Source organism: Streptomyces sp. NPDC023573, assembly GCF_055559735.1.
The window spans coordinates 467,789-486,428 of the sequence record NZ_JBVHKB010000007.1 but is presented as its reverse complement, the minus strand read 5'-3'; the positions used below and the strand labels follow the sequence as shown (position 1 = coordinate 486,428).

Below are 18,640 nucleotides of genomic sequence, written 5' to 3'. Positions count from 1 at the left end.
CTCAGTCCTCCTCGCCCTCGCCGTCCTGGCCCGGCTCCGCCGCAGGTCCGGTCGGCGCGGGCGATTCGAGCCCAGCGGTCGGCGAGGAGCCGGGATCCGGGGTGTCCGCCGCGCCGGTGTCCGGTGCGAAAAGGACCGTGCCCAGATACACCGCCGCCAGGAAGGCGACCGTACCGGCCACCGCACTCGCCACGCGCGGGCGGCGGCGGATGGCCTCACTCGTCTTGATCCGGCGCGTCGTGGCCGGTCTGGCCGCGGATCTGGACGTCCGGGGCGCGGGAGCCGCCCGTCTGCGCCCGCCGGACTGCGGCAGCCGGTACGTCGACGGCCCCCCGGCCGCCTGGGCGTTCGGGGCCGGCGCGGGAGGGACATGCGCGGCGGGCCGCGGGGCGGCGGTCGCGTGGTGCGGCAGCGGCTCGGGCCGGCCGCGCCAGGCATCCGTACGGAACCAGTCGGAGACCTGCTGCGCGCTCGGCCGGTCCTCGGGCTGCTTCGCCAGCAGACCCAGGAGATACGAATCGAACGCCGGGGAGATGTCCACCCCCCGCTGTCTGACCGGCACCGGAGGCGTGTCCACGTGCTGGTAGAGCGTCGCCGTCGCCGTGTCCGAGCGGAACGGCGGCTGACCGGCCAGCAGTTGATAGATGACGCAGCCCAGCGAGTACATGTCCGACGCGGAGTCCGCCGTACGGCCGAGGGCCCGCTCGGGAGCCAGGTAGAGGCTCGTACCGACGATGTGGCCGGCCGTGGTCAGCGCCGTGGAGGGGTCGTCGACGAACTGGGCGATGCCGAAGTCCCCGATCTTCACGGACCCGTCGGCGTCCAGCATCAGGTTGCCGGGCTTGATGTCCCGGTGGACGATGCCCTGCCTGTGGGCGGCGGCAAGACCGGCGGCGGCCTGGCCGGCGATATGGGCCACCTGCTCGGGATGGACGGTCTCCTGAGCTTCCAGCAGATCCCCGAGGCTCCTTCCCTCGACCAGCTCCATCACGAGATAGAAGCGGTCCTCCCAGGAGCCGAAGTCGAACACGGCCACCAGGTGAGGGTGGCTCAGGCGCGCTGCCGTCTGCGCCTCGAGGCGGAAACGCGCGGTCGACGAGGCATCGGCCTGGTCGCCCAGCAGCAGCTTCACCGCCACCGCACGGCCCAGCACTTCGTCCGTGGCGCGCCACACCTCACCCATACCGCCACGGCCGATGGGGGATATCAGCCGGTACCGCCCAGCAACCAGCACCTGTGCACACCAATCTCGAATTATGGCCCTCTCCGACTGCCGCGGCGGCGACCTCATCGGGCTCATCGCCTCGGTACGGTGCGTCGGGGTGCGCGGCATGATCAGGATATCCGTCCCCGGGGCCGCCGCTCGCCCGGCCTAGGCGCGAGACGCGGGATCCGGCCAATCGGCGGACCGGACCGGCTTGTTCTCACCCGCCGCGGAGCCACTCCAGCACCGCGGCAGCGGTGAACTCCGTCTGTCCGCCCGGAAACAGCAAATCCGCCTTCCCGAACTCCGCGCCGTCCGCCGTCGCATGGGCGTCGGGTACGGCGACGCACCGCATGCCCGCCGCGTGAGCCGCCCGGACACCAGGGACGGCGTCCTCCAGGACCACGCACGAGCCGGGCGCCACACCGAGCCGCCGGGCCGCCTCCAGGAAGACGTCGGGCTCCGGCTTGCCGTGTGCCACCTCCTCGGCGGACACGTAGAGCGGGAGGTACGCGTCCAGTCCCGTGACCGCGAGCGAAGCCGCGATCGCCGCCCGGGAGGACCCCGACGCCACCGCCATCGGCACCCCGTCCTCGTGCAGCCGCTCGACGAGGGCGCGCATCTCCGGAAAGGCTTCGGTCGATGCCCCGGCGAGCTCCAGGTACAGGGCGTTCTTGCCGGCCAGGAGTTCGTCGACCGGCGCCTCGATCCCGTACTCCTCCCGCAGGACCGTGAGGGTCTCCCGGGTGCCGATCCCGATGAAGCGGGTGTGGTTCTCCCAGCTGAAGTCCCGCACGCCGTACCTGGCGAGGAGCCGGCGCCCCGCCTCGTAGTAGTTCGGCTCGCTGTCCACGAGGGTGCCGTCGAGATCGAAGAGGACGGGCGGGGTGGGGAGGGGCGCGGTCTTCATGGCCTCCAGCATGCCCGAAGGCGATCAGCCGGGGCCCGCCGCCCGCCCCACCGTCTCGACCAGTGGCAGGACCCGGTGTGCCACCCGCTCGCGCAGAGCCACTTCCGTCCGGGTCCTGACCACTCCGGGGAGCTGGATCAGCTGCTGGATCACATCCTCCAGATGCCCGTTGTCCCGGGCCACGACGCGCGTCAGGAGGTCGCCGCCCCCGGTCGTCGAGAACGCCTCGATGATCTCCGGCACGGCGGCGAGCGCGTCACCCACCTCGTCCAGATGCCCCTGGGTCACCTCAAGATGCACGAAGGCGAGTACGGGGTGTCCGAGGGCCGCGGGGGAGAGGGCGGGGCCCGTGCCCGTGATCACTCCGTCCCGCTCCAGCCGGTCCATCCGGGCCTGCAGGGTGCCGCGCGCCACGCCGAGGATGCGCGCGTACTCGCGCACGCTGGTGCGGGGCTGCTCGATGAGCAGCCGGAGGATACGGGTGTCGAGAGCGTCCACCGCCATGCCGGGCTGTGCTCCTCCTGGGCCGGAGATCGGTCGCCCGACTCTACCCAGGGCGTGGGTCACCCGGCACGGCGCCGGCCGTGAGGTCTGCCCAGGGCGTGGGTCACCCCGGCCGTGAGGTCTTGCCCAGGGCGCCGGCGCGCCCGGCAGGCCAGGTCGGTCGCGGTGACCGTTTGACGGTGCCGACAGGGCGTGATTGCTTTGAGCGGTGGAAAGGTTTCATAGGGTTACTCCCGGTCTGTGACCGAAAGCGGTTGAACATGGCTCTCGCTTCGCCGGTGCACTCACACAACGAGTGGGACCCGCTGGAGGAGATCATCGTCGGGCGGCTCGACGGTGCGACGATCCCCTCCGGTCATCCGGTCGTGTCGTGCAACATCCCGCCCTGGGCGGGGCGCCTGCAGGGGCTGGCGTCGGGCCTCGCCTACCCACGCCGGCTGGTCGAGCCCGCGCAGGAGGAACTCGACCGGTTCGTCGAGCTGCTTGAGTCCCTCGACGTCACCGTCAGGCGCCCGGACCCGGTCGACCACAAGCGGCGGTTCAGCACCCCCGAGTGGACATCGCGTGGATTCTGCAACACCTGCCCGCGGGACAGCATGCTCGTGATCGGCGACGAGATCATCGAGACCCCGATGGCCTGGCCGTGCAGGTACTACGAGACCCACTCCTACCGCTCGCTCCTCAAGGACTACTTCACGCGCGGCGCGCGCTGGACGGCGGCACCGAAGCCGCAGCTCACCGATGAGTTGTTCGACCCGGAATTCCGGCCCCCCGCGGCCGGCGAGCCCATGCGCTACATCCTCACCGAATTCGAGCCGGTGTTCGACGCCGCGGATTTCGTGCGCGCCGGACGCGATCTGTTCGTCACCCGGAGCAACGTCACCAACCGCATGGGCATCGACTGGCTGCGCCGCCATCTCGGGCCCCGCTACCGGATCCACGAGATCGAGAGCCGCTGTCGCACCCCCATGCACATCGACACGACGTTCCTCGTGCTCGCTCCCGGCAAGGTGCTGGTCAATCCCGAATACGTCGACGTCGACCGCCTGCCCGACATACTGCGGTCGTGGGACATCCTGATCGCCCCCGAACCCGACCGGATCGACGACCGGCTGCTCAAGCTCACCTCGCTCTGCGGCAAGTGGCTCAGCATGAACATCCTCATGGTCGACGAGAAGCGGGTCATCGCAGAGCGGCGCCACACGGGCATGCTGCGCGCTCTCGAGAAGTGGGGCTTCGAGCCGATCCCGTGCGATCTCCTGCACTACGCGCCGTTCGGAGGCTCCTTCCACTGCGCGACGCTCGACGTCAGGCGCCGCGGAACGCTCGAATCGTATTTCGACTGAGCGCTCCGCTACGCCTGCTCGCACGCCCCGGCGGGTGAGCGGGTGCTCAGACCGCGGACCAGCCGTTGTCGACAGGCAGGATCGCCCCGTTGATGTTGCTCGCCGCGTCGGATGCCAGGAAGAGGATCGCCGCCGCCTGCTCCTCGGCCCGGGCGGGCGAACCGACATTGCCCATGTAGGGGGCGAGGGCGGCCGGCCCGTGGGCGCCCCGGTCCGCGTCGACCCGGATGTTGGTGACCGTGCCGCCGGGCGCGATGGCGTTGGAGCGGATGCCCTTGTCGCGGTACATGACGGCCAAGGACTTGGTCAGGCCCGCGATGCCGTGCTTGGACGCCGTGTAGGCGGCACCCGCGGCGCTGCCCCTCAGGGAGGCCTCGGACGCGGTGAAGACCACGGCGCCCTTCCCCGCGGCGAGCATGTGCGGCAGCACGGCCCGTGTGAGGCGGAACGGAGCCGTGAGGTTGATGCCGATGACGCGCTCCCACTCGTCGTCACCGGTGTCGGCCGCGGCCGACATGCTGTCCATGATTCCGGCATTGTTGACCAGGACGTCTATGCCGCCGAACTCCTCCGCCGCCGTCGCCGCCACCCGGTCGGCGACGGTCTGGTCCCGCAGGTCCCCGATCACGGTGACCGCGGTCCCGCCGGCCTGCTTCGCCTCCTCCGCGACGGTCCGGGCGGCCGCCTCGTCGACATCGGCGATCACGATGCGGGCCCCCTCCTTCGCGAACAGCAGGGCGGTGGCCCGGCCGATGCCGGATCCGGCGCCGGTGACGATGACGCTGCGGCCCGGGCCGCTGGTGGTGGTGTTCACGTGATGCTCCTCGGCTTCGTCGACAGGGCAGGAACGCTACCTTTAATGGCGGCGAGTGCCAATATGGCAAGTGGTGCCATAAAAAGTGTCGCTACGATGGGTACAGCCGTGAGGGAAGGTGGCCGAAAACCGTGGAAACCGCGCACGCCGGAGGGGTGCCCGACCCTGCCTCGGCCGCCGCCGGAGCCGTCGGCGGCGCCCGCCTCGGACGCCCGCCGCTGACCGAACGGCGCAAGGCCGCGACCCGGCTGGAGATCGCCCGCGAAGCCGTGCGCCTCTTCGCCGACCGGGGTGTGGCCGCGACCACCGCCGAGGAGATCGCCGCCGCCGCGGGGATCTCGCAGCGGACCCTGTGGCGCTACACCTCCTCGAAGGAGCTGTGCGTCCGCCCCTTGCTGACCTACGCGCTCGACTTCGTCATCGCGCTGATGAGGTCGTGGCCGCGCGACCGGCCGCTGGCGGAAGCCGTCGCCGGAACCCCGTCCTCCCACCCGCCCGCATCGGCGGACACCGACGCGGGCGCCCTCCGCGACCTGGTCCTGCTCACCCGGACCGAACCCGCGCTGCGCGCCGTATGGCTGCAGGTCCACCATGACGCGGAGCCGGCCTTCGCCGCGGTCATCGCCGAGCGGACGGACCGCGGGCCGGACGACCTCGAACCACGGTTGCAGGCGACCCTGCTCAACGGGGCCCTCCGCGTCGCCGTCGAACAGTGGGCGTGGAGCGCGGACCCGCAGCCGGTTTCGCTGTCACGCACCATCCACCGCGCGCTGGGGCTCGCCCGCTCCGGTCTGTCCGACTGAGCGCCCTGACCGGCGCTTTCGGACGTGTCCGCTCGCGCGTCCCGTCGTTGACCACGGCATGAACCTGCGGTCCATCCCCCTCGTGATCGTCGCCCTCCTGAGTACGGTCGGCTGCGTCTCCGTCCCGGCCGAAGCGGAGAGGCCCTCGCCCTCCGCCTCCGTACCTTCCGGAAACAGGCCCGCCGCACAGGCGCCCCCGGTACCCACCGAGCCCGCGGCCGTCCAGGACACGCTCGGGAGGACCGAGAAGGGGCCGGACCGTGCGGACAGTGGGAAGGAGAAGAAGAAGGGGTCACGTGCCCCGGCCCGGCGTGCCGACGTCGTCGCGCCGCCCGTCCGCCAGGAGGCACGGAACCAGCCGCTACGTGCCGCTCCCGACCGGCCCCGAGCGCCACGCGGCGTGGGCGCGCCCCACCGGCCCCGCCCGGGCCGGACGTACGACATGCGCACCGTCTGTGCGACGGGGCAGGGGGTCGCGTCCGCCGAGATCGTCGACCTGTGCCGCTCCACGTACGGCCGTTGACGGGCGGCACGGAGCGTGACCGCACCGCCGTGCGGTCACCTGTCCAGGGGCGGCCGGCACCCCGGGCGCAGCACCGCCGGCGGGTCTCGCGGGCGCGGATGACGAACACGCGCCGGTGCGAGACGTACGGTCGCGCAATTCGGATGCGGCGGACGCGGCCGCATACCAGGATGTCGTGCGATGACGAACTCACCGCAGCCCAGCACGCCGCCCGCCCGTCCTCTCGCGCTCGTCACCGGAGCCGGCCGTCCCGAGGGCATCGCGTATGAAGTCGCACTCGAACTCGCGGGTGGCGGCTGGGACGTCGCCTTCACCTATCTGACCGCCTATGACGCCCGGATGGACTGGGGCGCGACCCCGGGCGCGGCGGACCGACTGAGCACCGAACTCGCCGGACTGGGCGCGGAGGCCGCCGGGTTCGAGGCCGACCTGGCCTCCCCGGACACCCCCGCGCAGCTCTTCGACGCGGTCACCGGACGGTTCGGCGGACGCCCCGTCGACGCCCTCGTGATGTGCCACGCCGAGTCCGTGGACTCCTCGATCCTCGACACGAGCGTCGAGAGCTTCGACCGCCACTTCGCCGTGAACGCCCGCGCGAGCTGGCTGCTGCTCAAGGAGTACGGGGCCCGGTTCGCGGGAACGCCCGGGCGCGGCCGGATCGTCGCCCTCACCAGCGATCACACGGCGCACAATCTGCCCTACGGGGCCAGCAAGGGTGCCCTCGACCGGATCGTCCTGGCCGCCGCCCGTGAGTTCGCCGGGCTCGGGGTGACCGCGAACGTGATCAACCCGGGTCCGGTGGACAACGGCTGGATGCCCGCCCCGCTCAAGGAGAGGCTGACCGAGGCCACACCGCTGGGCCGCCTGGGCGTCCCGCGGGACTGCGCGAACCTGGTCGGATTCCTCTGCTCCGAGCAGGGCGGATGGATCAACGGGCAACTGCTCAGCAGTGACGGCGGGATCGGGAGCTGACGGCCGGCCACCGGTGGCCCGGGTGGCGGCTCCGCCGTCCGGACTCCTGAGCCGTTCGTGCGACGTATCGCCTCCGGCTGGTCCGTTGGCTCTGCCGTGGCCGAGCGGTGTCGGCCGTTCATGGGCCATTGGCACAGGAGATCGGGTGTCGGTTGAACCATCAGTCCCCCTGGTGCTGAAATAGAGCTATCAATGGCGCTGCGGGTCCCTCGGGGATCACCGCGGCGCCTTTCTCGTGTCTGCGCCGGCTCACGTGCGGAAGGTAGGGGGCAACTTGCTGAAGAGGGCGTTCGTGGCACCGGATCCGGGACGGATGCGACTGCGGTTCGCGTCCCGGGCCGTGCTCGGCATCGGGCTCGCCGTCGCGCTGTGCGGGGCCGCCGGGCATTCGCTGGAGGCGGCCGTCACCGGTGGCCTGGCAGCGCTGCTCGCACTGTTCACGGTGACCGACGCGACGGTGCGTGGGCAGGCGATCACGACCGCCTTCCTCCCCGCCGTCGGTCTCCCGGTGCTCACGCTGGCCGCTGTGCTGCACGATGTACCCGTCGCCCGTGACCTGGCGTTCCTCGCCGTCGTGGGGGCCGGGGTGTACGCGAGGCGGTGGGGGCCTCGCGGACACTCGCTGGGCGTGTTCGGCTTCATGTCGTATTTCTCCGCCCAGTTCCTGCACACCGTGCCCGGCCGGCTGCCCGAGCTGTACGCGGCCGTGCTGCTGTCGCTCGCCGCGTCGTCGGCGGTGCGGTTCGGCGTGTGGTGCTACGAGCGGCGGTTCCGGGCCCCCGTGGCGGTCGCCCTCCCCTCCGGGGCGTCCGGGCTCGCGCGGATCACGACGCGGCAGGCCGTGCAGGCGACCGTGGGGGCCGGCTTCGCGCTCGCCGTGGGGCAGGTGCTCTCCGACCAGCGTTGGTACTGGGCTGTCGGCGCCACCTGGTGGGTGTTCGTGGCCACGACCTCGCGAGGCGAGACCGTCGTCCGCGGGTTCCGGCGCTTCCTGGGAACGGTGCTCGGGATCGGGCTGGGCTTCGCCGTGGCCGTGCCGTTGCACCATGAGCCGGTCGTGGCCGCCGTGGTCGTGGCGGCCAGTGTGTTCGGGATCTTCTACGCCGCCGCCGTCTCCTACACCTGGATGATGCTGGCCGTGACCGTCATGGCGAGCATGCTGTACGGGCTGCTGGGCGTGCTCGACACCGGGCTGCTCGTGCTGCGGGTGACCGAGACGGCGGCAGGTGCGCTCGGTGCCGTACTGGCGGTGCTGTTCGTGCTGCCGGTGACCACGCACTCGGTGACCGAGGCCTGGGTGGAGCGGGCGCTGCGATGTGTTCATACGTGCACGGCGGAGGCCGCCGCCCGGCTCGCGGGGAGCGAGGACGCCGACCCGCCTGGGCGCGTCGTCGAACTGGAGGCGATCCTCGGCCGCGTGCGCCTGTCGCTCGCGCCGCTGGTGCACCCGCTCAACCCGCTGCGGGCCCGTAAACGACGGGCACGGCTGGTGCTCGCGCTCCTCGACGACTGCGTGCGCGAGGTGCGCGGCCTGGCCGCCGTCGCTGCCGACCCGGAGGCCTCGCACGACGTCCGGCTCGCCGCGGCCTGCTGGCGGGTGGAGGCCGCCGTCGAGGCCCTCACCGACGCGCCGGCCGTCGGGCACCGCCTCCGGCCCGCCGACACGACGGCCACGGAGCCGACGGGCGCCGATCAGATGCTCGCCCACCTCCACGCGCTGGAGCAGGCCCTGCTCGAACTCGCCGTGCCCCTCCGCAGGTCCCGCCCGGCCCCGGCCGGCGCCTGAGCCGTCGTCCACGGCGGGATCGGCGGGCATCACCCCGGCTCGGACCACGCCCCCGCCCTCCGGCGACAGGCGCCCTGCCCCTCCCGCTTTCAGGCCGGGAGCGGGACAGGGCGCCTGCTACCGTCGGCCGGGAAGATCGTGACGGACGTGAAGAGGGGTAGCGGGATGGGCGCCGATCAGGAGAAGCGGGCATTCATAGGGTCGTTCACGTCGGCGGGCGGACTCGGCATCAGTGTCGCCGCCATCGACCGGGACACCGGGGCGCCGTCCGTGCTCGCGTCCACGGACGCCGTCGCGGACCCCTCCTTCCTCGCGGTCGGCCGCAGCCCCGGGACGGGCGGCCCCGTGCTCTACGCGGTCAGTGAGACCTCCGACGGCGCCGCCGCGGCCTTCGCCGTCGACGACGACGGCACACCGCGGCTGATCGGCGAGGTACGGCCGGTCGGCGGGAGCAGCCCGACCCATCTGACCCTCGCCGCGGGCCACCTCCTGACGGCCAACTACGGCTCCGGGAGTGTCACCGCGCTGCCGGTCCGGGACGACGGCTCACCCGGCCCGGCGGCCGGCGTGCTGCGGCACGAGGGCCGCGGCCCCGACGAGGGCCGCCAGTCCGGCCCGCACGCGCACCAGGTGGTGGCCGACCCCTCGGGGAACTGGGTGCTGAGCGTGGACCTCGGTACGGATTCCGTCCGCGTCTGCGCGCTCGACCCCGCCACCGGCTCCCTGCGGCTGCACGCCGAGACGGCACTGCGGCCGGGGACCGGACCGCGTCATCTCGCCTTTCACCCGTCCGGGGGACACGCGTACGTCCTCAACGAGCTCGAGCCGACGGTCACCGTGTGCCGCTGGGACGCGGCCGGAGGCCTGCTCGAACCGCTGGGGGAGACGCAGGTGCTGCCGCACGACCACGACGAGGGCGAGGACGCCCGTACGTACCCGTCGGAAGTGGTGGTCTCGCACGACGGACGGTTCCTGTGGACCGCCAATCGCGGCCACGACAGCATCTCCGTCCTCACACTCGACGAGACGGCCGAGAAAATCGCCCTGGCGGCGGCCGTGGGCTGCGGCGGACGCTGGCCCCGTGATCTCACCCTCGACCCCACAGGCCAGTGGCTCTACGCCGCCAACGAGCACTCCGGGAACGTCAGCTGGTTCGCCGTGGACGCCGAGACGGGAATCCCGGCACACGCGGGCTCCATCGAGGTTCCGGCCGCCTCCTGCGTGGTCTTCGCCTGACGCCCGGCCCGGAGACGGCATGCGGCGCGGACCGTGGGAGCCGGTCCGCGCCGCACCGTCCGGTGCGAAGGGCGCTGATCAGTGCGCCTGCGCCCCCTGGACCCCCTGAGGGGTCTCCGGGGTGATGCCCAGCGTCGTCGCGTACAGCGAGAGAACCAGCTTGCCGATGGCCGGGTACGCGCCGAGCGGCTCGGCTGCCGAGCAGCCGGCCTCCTTCGCGGCGGCGTCCAGCAGCCCGGCGTCGATCTCCGGCCCCACCAGGTACGGCGCGAGCGCCAGCTGCGCGGAGCCGGAGTTCTGCAGCTGCGCGGCGACCGAGGCGACCGAGCCCTCCACGTCCAGGGCCGCGGCCATCACGGGCACGGCGAGACGGGCGGCCAGCAGCATGCCGGTGATCCCGGCGGCCTGCACGGCCTCCTCGCCGCCCACCGTGGCCAGCACGATGCCGTCGGCCGCGGTAGCCACGGTGAACAGCCGCGCGCGGTCGGCGCGCGCCAGCCCGGCCTCCGAAAGGCGTACGTGCAGTGCCTCGGCGAGCAGCGGGTGCGGACCCAGTACGTCGGTCAGCTCGGCCTGCGTGCCGCTGTCCATGACGGCCTGCCGTATGCGTCGCATCAGGGCGCTGTCCGGGCCCGCCAGCAGCGGTACCACGACGGCGGACGGGCCCGAGGGCTCGGCGACCTCGCGGCCGGCGGCGACGGCCTGCTCGTAGCGCGCGGTGCGCTCGGCGGCGGCGTGGGTGAGCGTGGAGACAAGAGTGGGATATCCGGCGTCGTCGCCGTCGAGATAGCCGATCTGCGCGTTCAGACCGGGCAGCTCGGACCGGGCGATGCTGATCACTTCCTCGGCCAGGCTGCGCGAGGCCGGGGAAGGGGTACCGGGAAGGGCAAGAACGAGCGCGGCTGCGCCCTCAGGTGCGACCACGGGCTCCGGGCGGCGGTGCCGTCCGGACTGGCGAGGTCGCGGCATTCGTACAGGCAGGCCGGAAGCGGGCCCAGTGGGGGTGCTCATGGCGCCGCATGCTACTGGTTTTGGGTGCCCCTCTGTTCGGGGAGGGGGTCGTCAGGCGTTATCTGTCCGTATATGTCTGTTGAATGGCATAGCAGGCGACTGACCTGCTCCGTCCCGGCGGACGAGCGCTCGAAACGTCTACGTTACTCCCGGTACGTAGAGCAGCGACGGGTGGGCCGGGAGTCGCAGCCCCGGGCCTGCGAGGGCCCGGGCGATCTCCAGCGCACCGTGCAGCGGGTCACCCTCCGCCGGAACCACCCGCGCCTGCGGGACCTGCCGCGCCAGCTCCTCCCGCAACGGGCCGAGAAGAGGCTCACCCATGCGGAACAGCCCACCGGTCAGAGCGACTTCACACCGATCGGTGCGGGATCCTGAGGGGCGCGGACACACCGCTGCCGCCGCCTCGGCGATGTGGGCCGCCGCCCCCCGCAGAATGCCCGCCGCCACATCGTCCTGAAGGGCACAGGCCCCGACCTCGGGGGCGAACGAGGCGAGCAGCGCCGGACGGTCCGTACGCGGATAGAGCAGGCCCGGAAGGCCGCTGACAGGCCCGAAGACCGCCTCGAGCCGCGCCAGCAGGACGGACGACCCTCCGCGGCGGCCGTCATGGGCCCGCATCGCCGCGTCGAGCCCCGCGCGGCCGATCCAGGCGCCGCCGCCGCTGTCGCCCAGCAGGTGCCCCCAGCCGTCCGCCCTGTGCCATGACGTGAGGTCGGTGCCGAGCGCGATCATGCCGGTGCCGCCCGCGACGACCGCGCCGAGGCGCTGTCCCAGCGCCCCGGCGTACGCGGTCACCGCGTCCGCGGCCAGCGCCACCCGCCGGACGCCCAGCGCGTCCGCGAGCGCGCCGGGCAGCTGGGCCCGCAGCTCCTCGCCCAGGGTCGCCATCCCCGCGGCCCCCACGGCCGCCGCGGTGACGGCCGCCCCGGGCCCCGCCTGTTCCAGCAGCCGGCGGACGGCGGGCAGCAGCTGCTCCAGGAGGTGCCCCGCGTCGATGCCTCGCGCACCCGTCCGTACGGGCTCGGCGCACGCGGCGGTGACCGCCGGGTGCCCCGCCGCCACCGGTGCGAGCGCCACGCGCAGCCCGGATCCGCCGGAGTCGACGCCCACGGCGAACGGCCGGTGCGGGGCGCCGGTCACGGCAGCTGCCAGTCGACCGGCTGTGCCCCCTGGCGCTGGAGAAGTTCGTTGACCTTGCTGAAGGGGCGGGAACCGAAGAAGCCGCGGTCGGCCGACATGGGGGAGGGGTGGGCGGACTCGACCGCAGGGTAATCACCCAGCAGCGGACGCGCGTTGCGGGCGTCGCGCCCCCACAGGACCGACACCAGCGGCGTCCCCCGGGCAGCCAGCGCGCGTATGGCCTGCTCGGTGACCTCTTCCCAGCCCTTGCCCCGGTGGGCCGCAGGACGCCTGGGAGCCGTCGTGAGCGCCCTGTTGAGCAGGAGCACCCCCTGCCGGGTCCAGGGCGTCAGATCGCCGTTGGAGGGCCGTGGAAGCCCCAGATCCGCGTGCAGCTCCCGGAAGATGTTCTCCAGGCTTCCGGGCAGCGGGCGGACGTCCGGGGCCACGGCGAAACTGAGGCCGATCGCATGCCCCGGCGTCGGGTAGGGATCCTGCCCGACGACCAGGACGCGCACCTCCTCGAACGGCTGCTGGAACGCCCGCAGGACGTTGGGCCCCGAGGGCAGGTACGTACGCCCCGCGGCGATCTCCGCCCTGAGGAAGTCGCCCATTGCGGCGACGCGTTCGGCCACGGGCTCAAGGGCTTGCGCCCATCCCGGCTCGACGATCTCTTTCAACGGTCTTGCTGCCACGGGGCGCACTCTACTGGTGCGCCGACGGGGCGATGACCGCGCCCGTCGTCCGCCCGTTCACCGCGGCATGACCGGTCAGCGGAGCACCACCGCCCGCACACACAGGACATCCGGCAGATGGGAGACCAACTGCTCCCAGGTGTCACCGTCGTCCGCGCTCGCGTACACCTCGCCGTTGCGATTGCCGAAGTAGATCCCCGCCGGGTCGGCGTCGTCCGTGCAGAGAGCGTCCCGCAGCACCGTGCCGTAGTGGTCACCGTCCGGGAGGCCCCGCGTCAGAGGCTCCCAGGTCTCTCCCGCGTCCTGCGTACGGAAGACGCGGCAGCGGTGGCCGGCGGGGACCCGGTCCGCGTCGGCGTTGATCGGGAAGACGTAGAACGTGTCCGCGCGATGCGGGTGCGCGGCGGCGGCGAAGCCGAAGTCCGAGGGCAGGCCCGCACCGATGTCCTTCCAGTGCTCCCCGGAGTCGTCGCTCCGGAACACGCCCCAGTGGTTCTGCAGATAGAGCCGGTCGGGGTCCGCCGCGTCCCGTGTCACCTTGTGCACGCACTGGCCGAACTCGGGGTCCGGGTCCGGCAGGAAGACGGCGGAGACACCCTTGTTGGACGGGGCCCAGCGCTCGCCGCCGTCCTCGGTCCGGAACACTCCCGCCGCGGAGACGGCCACGGTCACGGCTCCGGCGTCCCTCGGGTCGGTCAGGATGGTGTGCAGCCCCTCGCCGCCTCCGCCCGGCACCCACCTGGACCGCGTGGGGTGCTCCCAGAGCGGGCGGACCAGCTCGAACGACTCGCCGCGGTCGTCCGACCGGAACAGCGCCGCGGGCTCGGTCCCCGCGTAGACGACGCCGGGGGCCTCGGGGCCGGCGGGCTGCAGCTGCCAGACCCGCTCCAGCGACGCCTCGGTGAACTGCGGGAACTTCACGGCAGGTTGCTTCGGCTCCACCCAGGTCGCGCCCAGGTCGTCGGAGTGGAAGACGGAAGGGCCCCAGTGCGCGCTGTCGCCGCCGACCAGCAGCCGGGGCTTCTCGCCGCGGGTGTCGATCGCGATGGAGTAGATCGCCTGCGCGTTGAAATGCGGATCGCCGAACGTCCACGAGCCGCGGTGTCTGCGGCCGATGAAGAGTCCCTTGCGGGTGCCTACGGTGAGCAGTACTTCGGTCATGACTGGACCTTCCGAGACGCCGTTGTGCCGGTCGGGGTCAGTCTGCACCCGGCCACTGACAACGGCCGGGAGACGCGGCGCCGGCCCATGCCGCAGGGGCAGGGCGAGGCAGCGCACCCTGGACCACGCCGACACCGAGCGCACGGGCGTCCGTCGTCACCCAGGGGGGACGAGGCCACCCTCAGCGCGCAGGCGGAGCCGTGCTGCTGCGCACCACCAGGCTCGTCGCCAGGTCGACCCGGGTGGTCGCCGGTTTCCTGCCCCGGCCCAGGTCGAGGACCAGCCGGGCCGCGGTCTCGGCCATCTCTATGAGCGGCTGGCGCACCGTGGTGAGCGGCGGGCCGATCCAGCGCGTGAGCGGCAGGTCGTCGAAGCCGACCACGCTGAGGTCTTCCGGGATCCGCAGTCCCAGCTCACGCGCGGCCTCGTAGACACCGAGTGCCTGCAGGTCGTCCCCCGCGAAGATCGCCGTCGGCGGTTCCGGCAGGCGCAGCAGCTCCAGGGCCGCCGTGTAGCCGCCCTCGTGGTTGAACTCGCCCTCCCGGACCAGGTCGGGGTCCATCGGGACGCCCGAGGTCTCCAGGGCGGCGCGGTAGCCGTCGATCCGGGCGCGGCTGCACATCATGCGTGCCGGTCCACCGATCACGCCGATCCGCCGGTGGCCCAGACCCGTCAGGTGGCGGGTCGCGGCGAGCCCGCCCTGCCAGTTGGCCGCACCGACCGAGGGGATGTCGTCGCCCGGGTCGCCCGCCGGGTCGACGACGACGAACGGGATGGAGCGGCTCGTCAGCTGGGCACGCTGCGCCGCGTCGAGGTCCGAGAGCACCAGGATCACTCCTGCCGGCCGGCGTGCCAGCACACCGTCCACCCATGTCTGGCCCGGGGTGAGCCGGCCCGCGCTCTCCGAGAGGACCAGGCTCAGGCCCTCCTCCCGCGCGACGTTCTCGACGCCCCGGACGACCTCCATCGCCCAGGCGCTGTCCAGCTCGTGGAAGACCAGGTCGATGAGCTGTGACTGCTGGGAGGCACCGCGCCTGCGGCGGTAGCCGTGCCGCAGCAACAGCTCCTCCACCTTCGTGCGCGTACCTGGGGCGACATCGGCGCGACCGTTCAGCACTTTCGAAACTGTCGGAGCCGAGACTCCGGCCGCTCGGGCGATCTCTGCCAGCGTGGCGGTGCTCTCCGACGACTCGCCGACGGGCGCCTTCTCCTGTTGGGGCTGGACCTTTGCGGGGCTCATGCACGAATCGTAGCTCCCCCGCGGCTCTGGGCAGGCGTCTGGGCAAGGTTGGTAAATCCTTGCTCCCGCCCTCTTGACGCGCCCGAAACACGACCGTACGGTTCCGGCAACATTCGAAAGGCACGCCGAAACATTCGACAGAGGGTGCGGTCATGCGGTCGGGGATATTTACTCAGGGCACACGTACGACGAGATGGGCCGCGGCGGGCGCGGCCATGCTCATGGCCGGCGTGCTGGCCGGCTGCGGTTCCGGAGGCGGCGGGAGCGACGGCGGAACCATCACCGCTTACGTCTACGGGGACGACGCGGTCAAGGTTCAGCAGGCGGCGGTCGAAACGTTCAACAAGACCTCCAAGGTCAAGGTGAAGCTGGTTCCGGTCCCCGGCGCCGACTACGTGAACAAGCTGCGCAGCGCCATGGGTTCGCCCAGCGCCCCCGATGTCTTCTTCAACTGGGGCGGCGGGTCCATCAAGCCGTACGTCGACTCCAAGGACCTGGTCGATCTGACCTCGACGGTCAAGAACGACGCCACGCTCAAGGACGGCTTCATTCCCTCGATCATGACGGCCGGCGGTCTCGAAGGGAAGGTCTACGGGGTGCCCATGCGCGGCATGCAGCCCGTGATGCTCTTCTACAACAAGACCCTCTTCGCCGAGCACAAGATCGAGCCGCCGAAGACCTGGGAAGACCTCCAGGCGGCGATCAAGACCTTCAAGGCCGCCGGGATCATCCCCTTCGCGCTCGGCGGCTCGGAGAAGTGGCCCGAGCTGATGTGGATGGAATACCTGCTCGACCGGATCGCGGGCCCCGAGGTCTTCAAGAGGATCCAGGACGGCGACACCGACGGCTGGGGCGATCCCGCGGTGCTCAAGACGGCACAGACCGTCAAGCAGCTGATCGACCAGGGCGCCTTCGGCAAGAACTTCAACTCCGTGGACTACGGCAGCGGAGCGGCGCCGACACTGCTCAGCAAGGGCAAGGCCGCCATGCACCTCATGGGTTCGTGGGAGTACTCGACGCAGCTGGGCAAGGCGCCCGAGTTCGCCAAGAAGGACCTCGGCTGGACCGCCTTCCCGACGGTCGCCGGAGGCGTGGGGGACCCCGCGAACGTGGTGGGCAACCCCACCAACTACTGGTCCGTCAACGCCCGGACCAAGCACAAGGACACCGCCATCGCGTTCCTGAAGACGATGGCGTCGAAGACCTACGCGCAGGCCCTCGTCGACAACGGTGACGTACCCACCACGTCCAACGCGGCGTCGATGCTGAGTGGTTCGCCCAACCCGGAGTTCGCCACCGACCAGTACGAAATGGTGGAGAAGGCCCCGAGCTTCACCCTCTCGTGGGACCAGGCGCTCGAATCCCAGTACGCCACGCCACTGCTCACGGAGATCAGCAAGCTGTTCGCCGGCAAGACCACCCCCGAGCAGTTCGTCGAAGCAATGAAGGCCGCCAAGTAACGATGTCCCACCACACTCCGGTCGCGAAGAGCCACGGAGACAGGAAGGCGGCCGCCGGCAACGTCGGCCGCCCGCCGGTCGCCTGGGCCGTCCCCGGCATCCTCTTCTTCGCCGTCTTCGCGATCGTCCCTCTGGCGATCGCCGTCTATCTCTCCTTCACCGAGTGGGACGGACTCGACTCCCCGACCTTCACGGGTCTGGACAACTGGACCCGGCTGTTCAGCGACTCCGAGTTCGGCCAGGCCGCCTGGCTGAGCCTCCTGCTCACCACGATCAGCTGGGTCTTCCAGACTCCGGTGGCCCTGCTGCTCGGCGTGTGGGCCGCGGGCCGCCAGCGCAGTCGCGCGTTCCTGTCCGCGATCTTCTTCATCCCGCTCCTGCTCTCCACCACCGCCATCGCGATACTGTTCCGCGCCCTGCTGGACCCCAACTTCGGTGTGATCCGGACGATCGGGCCCTGGCTCGGCATCGACCCCAACGTCATGGGATCGTCCACCGGCGCCCTGCTCGTGGTGGCGTTCGTCGGCGGCTGGCAGTTCATGCCCTTCCACACGCTGATCTACCAGGGCGGCGCCCGGCAGATCCCGGAGGTCCTCTACCAGGCCGCCTCCATCGACGGCGCGGGCATGGTGCGGCAGTTCTTCCACATCACCCTGCCGCAGCTGCGCCACACGATGACGACCTCGTCGATCCTGATGATCGTCGGCTCGCTGACGTACTTCGACACCGTCCTCATCATGACCAAGGGCGGCCCCGGCACGGACACGACGATCCTGCCCTACCTGATGTACCGGACCGGCTTCCAGACGTACGACCTCGGCTACGCGGCGGCCATCGCCACGGCTCTCGTCGTCGTGGCCACCAGTATCTCGTTGATCATGGTCCGCCTCAGTGGCTTCGGGACCATGCGCTCCACCCGGGAAGGTATGTGACGATGTCGATCGACACCCGCCCCGCTTCTCCGCGGCAGCGCACGACACCGGCCCCGCCGCACCGCGGCCGACCGGCCCGCCGGCGCAGGCCCCTGGGCAACCCCGTCGCCGGCATCGGCTCGCTGATCTGGCTCGTCATCGTCCTGGTGCCGCTCTACACGCTGGTCTCCGCGTCGCTGATGCGGCAGGACGAGGCGCTGAACGGCGACCCGCTGGCCATCCCCTCGGACCCGACGCTCGACAACTACATCTTCGTGCTCGACAGCGGGTTCCTCTCGCTGATCGGCAACACCGCGATCGTCGCCGTGGCCACGGTGGCCATCGTGCTGGTGCTCTCCGTCCCGGTGGCGTACGTCGCGGTGCGCACCCGCAGCCGGCTCTCGTCGCTCGCCTTCCGGACCTTCCTGCTCGGGGTGGCGATCCCGGCACAGGCGGTGATCGTGCCCCTGTACCTGATGATCGGCAAGATGGGGCTGTACGACACCCTGTGGGCGATCATCCTGCCCACCGCCGCCTTCGCGATGCCCGTAGCGGTCCTCGTGCTGAGCGGCACGATGCGCGACGTCTCCGAGGAGATGTACGAGGCGATGGCCCTCGACGGCGCCTCGCCCGTGCGCATGCTCTGGCAGCTGGCGGTGCCCCTGTCCAAGGCCGGGATCAGCACGGTGGCGATCTTCTCCGCCCTGCAGGCGTGGAACGGCTTCCTCTTCCCGCTGATCCTGACCCAGTCGGAGGAGCAACGCGTGCTGACGCTCGGGCTGTTCAACTTCATGAGTCAGTTCGGCGTGAACATCCCCGCGGTACTGGCGGCGATCATCCTCTCCGTCATACCGATCTTCGCCGTGTACCTCGTGGCGAGGCGGGCGCTGATCAGCGGACTGATGGGGGTGGGCGGCAAATAGCACATCGACGCCGCTCCGGACC

General features: G+C 71.6%; 18 protein-coding genes. 9 read left to right on the top strand and 9 right to left on the bottom strand.

Annotated features, from left to right (window positions below; genetic code table 11):
* Window position 1 precedes the first annotated feature (1 nt).
* From ACZ32T_RS24545 to ACZ32T_RS24535, 3 genes are all read right to left on the bottom strand, one after another.
* A complete protein-coding gene (locus tag ACZ32T_RS24545) occupies window positions 2-1,183 on the bottom strand; it encodes a serine/threonine-protein kinase (protein WP_467265694.1) in 1,182 nt (393 codons plus the stop codon).
* A gap of 241 nt (window positions 1,184-1,424) precedes the next feature.
* Window positions 1,425-2,114, bottom strand: a complete 690-nt coding sequence (locus ACZ32T_RS24540; protein ID WP_467265375.1) for an HAD family hydrolase — start codon at window positions 2,112-2,114, stop codon at window positions 1,425-1,427.
* 24 nt (window positions 2,115-2,138) lie between these two features.
* Window positions 2,139-2,618, bottom strand: coding sequence for an Lrp/AsnC family transcriptional regulator (locus ACZ32T_RS24535; RefSeq protein ID WP_467265377.1), 480 nt, complete (start codon window positions 2,616-2,618; stop codon window positions 2,139-2,141).
* A 260-nt stretch (window positions 2,619-2,878) separates the two neighbouring features.
* Here ACZ32T_RS24535 and ACZ32T_RS24530 point away from each other — a divergent pair, with 260 nt between their 5' ends.
* Window positions 2,879-3,964, top strand: coding sequence for an amidinotransferase (locus tag ACZ32T_RS24530; protein WP_467368986.1), 1,086 nt, complete (start codon window positions 2,879-2,881; stop codon window positions 3,962-3,964).
* A 46-nt stretch (window positions 3,965-4,010) separates the two neighbouring features.
* On the opposite strand, the gene ACZ32T_RS24525 is transcribed toward ACZ32T_RS24530, so the two are convergent.
* On the bottom strand, window positions 4,011-4,778 hold the full coding sequence (locus ACZ32T_RS24525) for an SDR family NAD(P)-dependent oxidoreductase (RefSeq protein WP_467368984.1): 768 nt from the start codon (window positions 4,776-4,778) through the stop codon (window positions 4,011-4,013).
* 155 nt (window positions 4,779-4,933) lie between these two features.
* Between ACZ32T_RS24525 and ACZ32T_RS24520 the strand changes: the two genes are divergently transcribed.
* The 5 genes from ACZ32T_RS24520 to ACZ32T_RS24500 all read left to right on the top strand — a co-directional run bounded on the left by ACZ32T_RS24520 (window position 4,934) and on the right by ACZ32T_RS24500 (window position 10,098).
* Complete coding sequence (locus ACZ32T_RS24520) at window positions 4,934-5,581, top strand: TetR/AcrR family transcriptional regulator (RefSeq protein ID WP_467369038.1); 648 nt, start codon at window positions 4,934-4,936, stop codon at window positions 5,579-5,581.
* A gap of 58 nt (window positions 5,582-5,639) precedes the next feature.
* On the top strand, window positions 5,640-6,104 hold the full coding sequence (locus ACZ32T_RS24515) for a hypothetical protein (protein ID WP_467368982.1): 465 nt from the start codon (window positions 5,640-5,642) through the stop codon (window positions 6,102-6,104).
* A 180-nt stretch (window positions 6,105-6,284) separates the two neighbouring features.
* Entirely contained in the window at window positions 6,285-7,076 is a 792-nt protein-coding gene (locus ACZ32T_RS24510) for an SDR family oxidoreductase (RefSeq protein ID WP_467265385.1), read from the top strand.
* 274 nt (window positions 7,077-7,350) lie between these two features.
* On the top strand, window positions 7,351-8,862 hold the full coding sequence (locus ACZ32T_RS24505; protein WP_467368980.1) for an FUSC family protein: 1,512 nt from the start codon (window positions 7,351-7,353) through the stop codon (window positions 8,860-8,862).
* 165 nt (window positions 8,863-9,027) lie between these two features.
* Complete coding sequence (locus tag ACZ32T_RS24500) at window positions 9,028-10,098, top strand: lactonase family protein (RefSeq protein ID WP_467265387.1); 1,071 nt, start codon at window positions 9,028-9,030, stop codon at window positions 10,096-10,098.
* A gap of 78 nt (window positions 10,099-10,176) precedes the next feature.
* On the opposite strand, the gene ACZ32T_RS24495 is transcribed toward ACZ32T_RS24500, so the two are convergent.
* From ACZ32T_RS24495 to ACZ32T_RS24475, 5 genes are all read right to left on the bottom strand, one after another.
* A complete protein-coding gene (locus ACZ32T_RS24495; RefSeq protein ID WP_467368978.1) occupies window positions 10,177-11,109 on the bottom strand; it encodes a sirohydrochlorin chelatase in 933 nt (310 codons plus the stop codon).
* A 138-nt stretch (window positions 11,110-11,247) separates the two neighbouring features.
* The gene (locus ACZ32T_RS24490; RefSeq protein WP_467368976.1) at window positions 11,248-12,249 is read right to left on the bottom strand and encodes an N-acetylglucosamine kinase; all 1,002 of its coding nucleotides are present in this window, start codon (window positions 12,247-12,249) and stop codon (window positions 11,248-11,250) included.
* Window positions 12,246-12,923 (bottom strand): uracil-DNA glycosylase, encoded by a 678-nt coding sequence (locus ACZ32T_RS24485; RefSeq protein ID WP_467368974.1) that lies wholly within the window; start codon window positions 12,921-12,923, stop codon window positions 12,246-12,248. Before ACZ32T_RS24485 ends, ACZ32T_RS24490 begins: the two co-directional genes overlap by 4 nt.
* 75 nt (window positions 12,924-12,998) lie before the next feature.
* The gene (locus tag ACZ32T_RS24480; RefSeq protein WP_467265395.1) at window positions 12,999-14,084 is read right to left on the bottom strand and encodes a WD40/YVTN/BNR-like repeat-containing protein; all 1,086 of its coding nucleotides are present in this window, start codon (window positions 14,082-14,084) and stop codon (window positions 12,999-13,001) included.
* A 181-nt stretch (window positions 14,085-14,265) separates the two neighbouring features.
* A complete protein-coding gene (locus tag ACZ32T_RS24475; protein WP_467265397.1) occupies window positions 14,266-15,324 on the bottom strand; it encodes a LacI family DNA-binding transcriptional regulator in 1,059 nt (352 codons plus the stop codon).
* Between the two features lie 215 nt (window positions 15,325-15,539).
* Here ACZ32T_RS24475 and ACZ32T_RS24470 point away from each other — a divergent pair, with 215 nt between their 5' ends.
* Genes ACZ32T_RS24470 through ACZ32T_RS24460 form a run of 3 tightly spaced genes read left to right on the top strand, consistent with a single transcriptional unit; the run spans window position 15,540 to window position 18,618 of the window.
* Complete coding sequence (locus ACZ32T_RS24470; RefSeq protein WP_467265399.1) at window positions 15,540-16,784, top strand: extracellular solute-binding protein; 1,245 nt, start codon at window positions 15,540-15,542, stop codon at window positions 16,782-16,784.
* Between the two features lie 2 nt (window positions 16,785-16,786).
* Window positions 16,787-17,716, top strand: a complete 930-nt coding sequence (locus tag ACZ32T_RS24465; RefSeq protein ID WP_467368972.1) for a carbohydrate ABC transporter permease — start codon at window positions 16,787-16,789, stop codon at window positions 17,714-17,716.
* A 2-nt stretch (window positions 17,717-17,718) separates the two neighbouring features.
* Window positions 17,719-18,618 (top strand): carbohydrate ABC transporter permease, encoded by a 900-nt coding sequence (locus ACZ32T_RS24460; RefSeq protein WP_467265403.1) that lies wholly within the window; start codon window positions 17,719-17,721, stop codon window positions 18,616-18,618.
* The last annotated feature ends 22 nt before the right edge of the window (window positions 18,619-18,640 follow it).

Excerpts from the sequence above, each read along its gene's own strand:
- ACZ32T_RS24545 (WP_467265694.1), bottom strand. The coding sequence starts at position 1,183 with ATGGGTGAGGTGTGGCGCGCCACGGACGAAGTGCTGGGCCGTGCGGTG.
- ACZ32T_RS24540 (WP_467265375.1), bottom strand. The coding sequence starts at position 2,114 with ATGAAGACCGCGCCCCTCCCCACCCCGCCCGTCCTCTTCGATCTCGAC.
- ACZ32T_RS24535 (WP_467265377.1), bottom strand. The coding sequence starts at position 2,618 with ATGGCGGTGGACGCTCTCGACACCCGTATCCTCCGGCTGCTCATCGAG.
- ACZ32T_RS24530 (WP_467368986.1), top strand. The coding sequence starts at position 2,879 with ATGGCTCTCGCTTCGCCGGTGCACTCACACAACGAGTGGGACCCGCTG.
- ACZ32T_RS24515 (WP_467368982.1), top strand. The coding sequence starts at position 5,640 with ATGAACCTGCGGTCCATCCCCCTCGTGATCGTCGCCCTCCTGAGTACG.
- ACZ32T_RS24510 (WP_467265385.1), top strand. The coding sequence starts at position 6,285 with ATGACGAACTCACCGCAGCCCAGCACGCCGCCCGCCCGTCCTCTCGCG.
- ACZ32T_RS24500 (WP_467265387.1), top strand. The coding sequence starts at position 9,028 with ATGGGCGCCGATCAGGAGAAGCGGGCATTCATAGGGTCGTTCACGTCG.
- ACZ32T_RS24495 (WP_467368978.1), bottom strand. The coding sequence starts at position 11,109 with ATGAGCACCCCCACTGGGCCCGCTTCCGGCCTGCCTGTACGAATGCCG.
- ACZ32T_RS24480 (WP_467265395.1), bottom strand. The coding sequence starts at position 14,084 with ATGACCGAAGTACTGCTCACCGTAGGCACCCGCAAGGGACTCTTCATC.
- ACZ32T_RS24475 (WP_467265397.1), bottom strand. The coding sequence starts at position 15,324 with ATGAGCCCCGCAAAGGTCCAGCCCCAACAGGAGAAGGCGCCCGTCGGC.
- ACZ32T_RS24470 (WP_467265399.1), top strand. The coding sequence starts at position 15,540 with ATGCTCATGGCCGGCGTGCTGGCCGGCTGCGGTTCCGGAGGCGGCGGG.
- ACZ32T_RS24465 (WP_467368972.1), top strand. The coding sequence starts at position 16,787 with ATGTCCCACCACACTCCGGTCGCGAAGAGCCACGGAGACAGGAAGGCG.
- ACZ32T_RS24460 (WP_467265403.1), top strand. The coding sequence starts at position 17,719 with ATGTCGATCGACACCCGCCCCGCTTCTCCGCGGCAGCGCACGACACCG.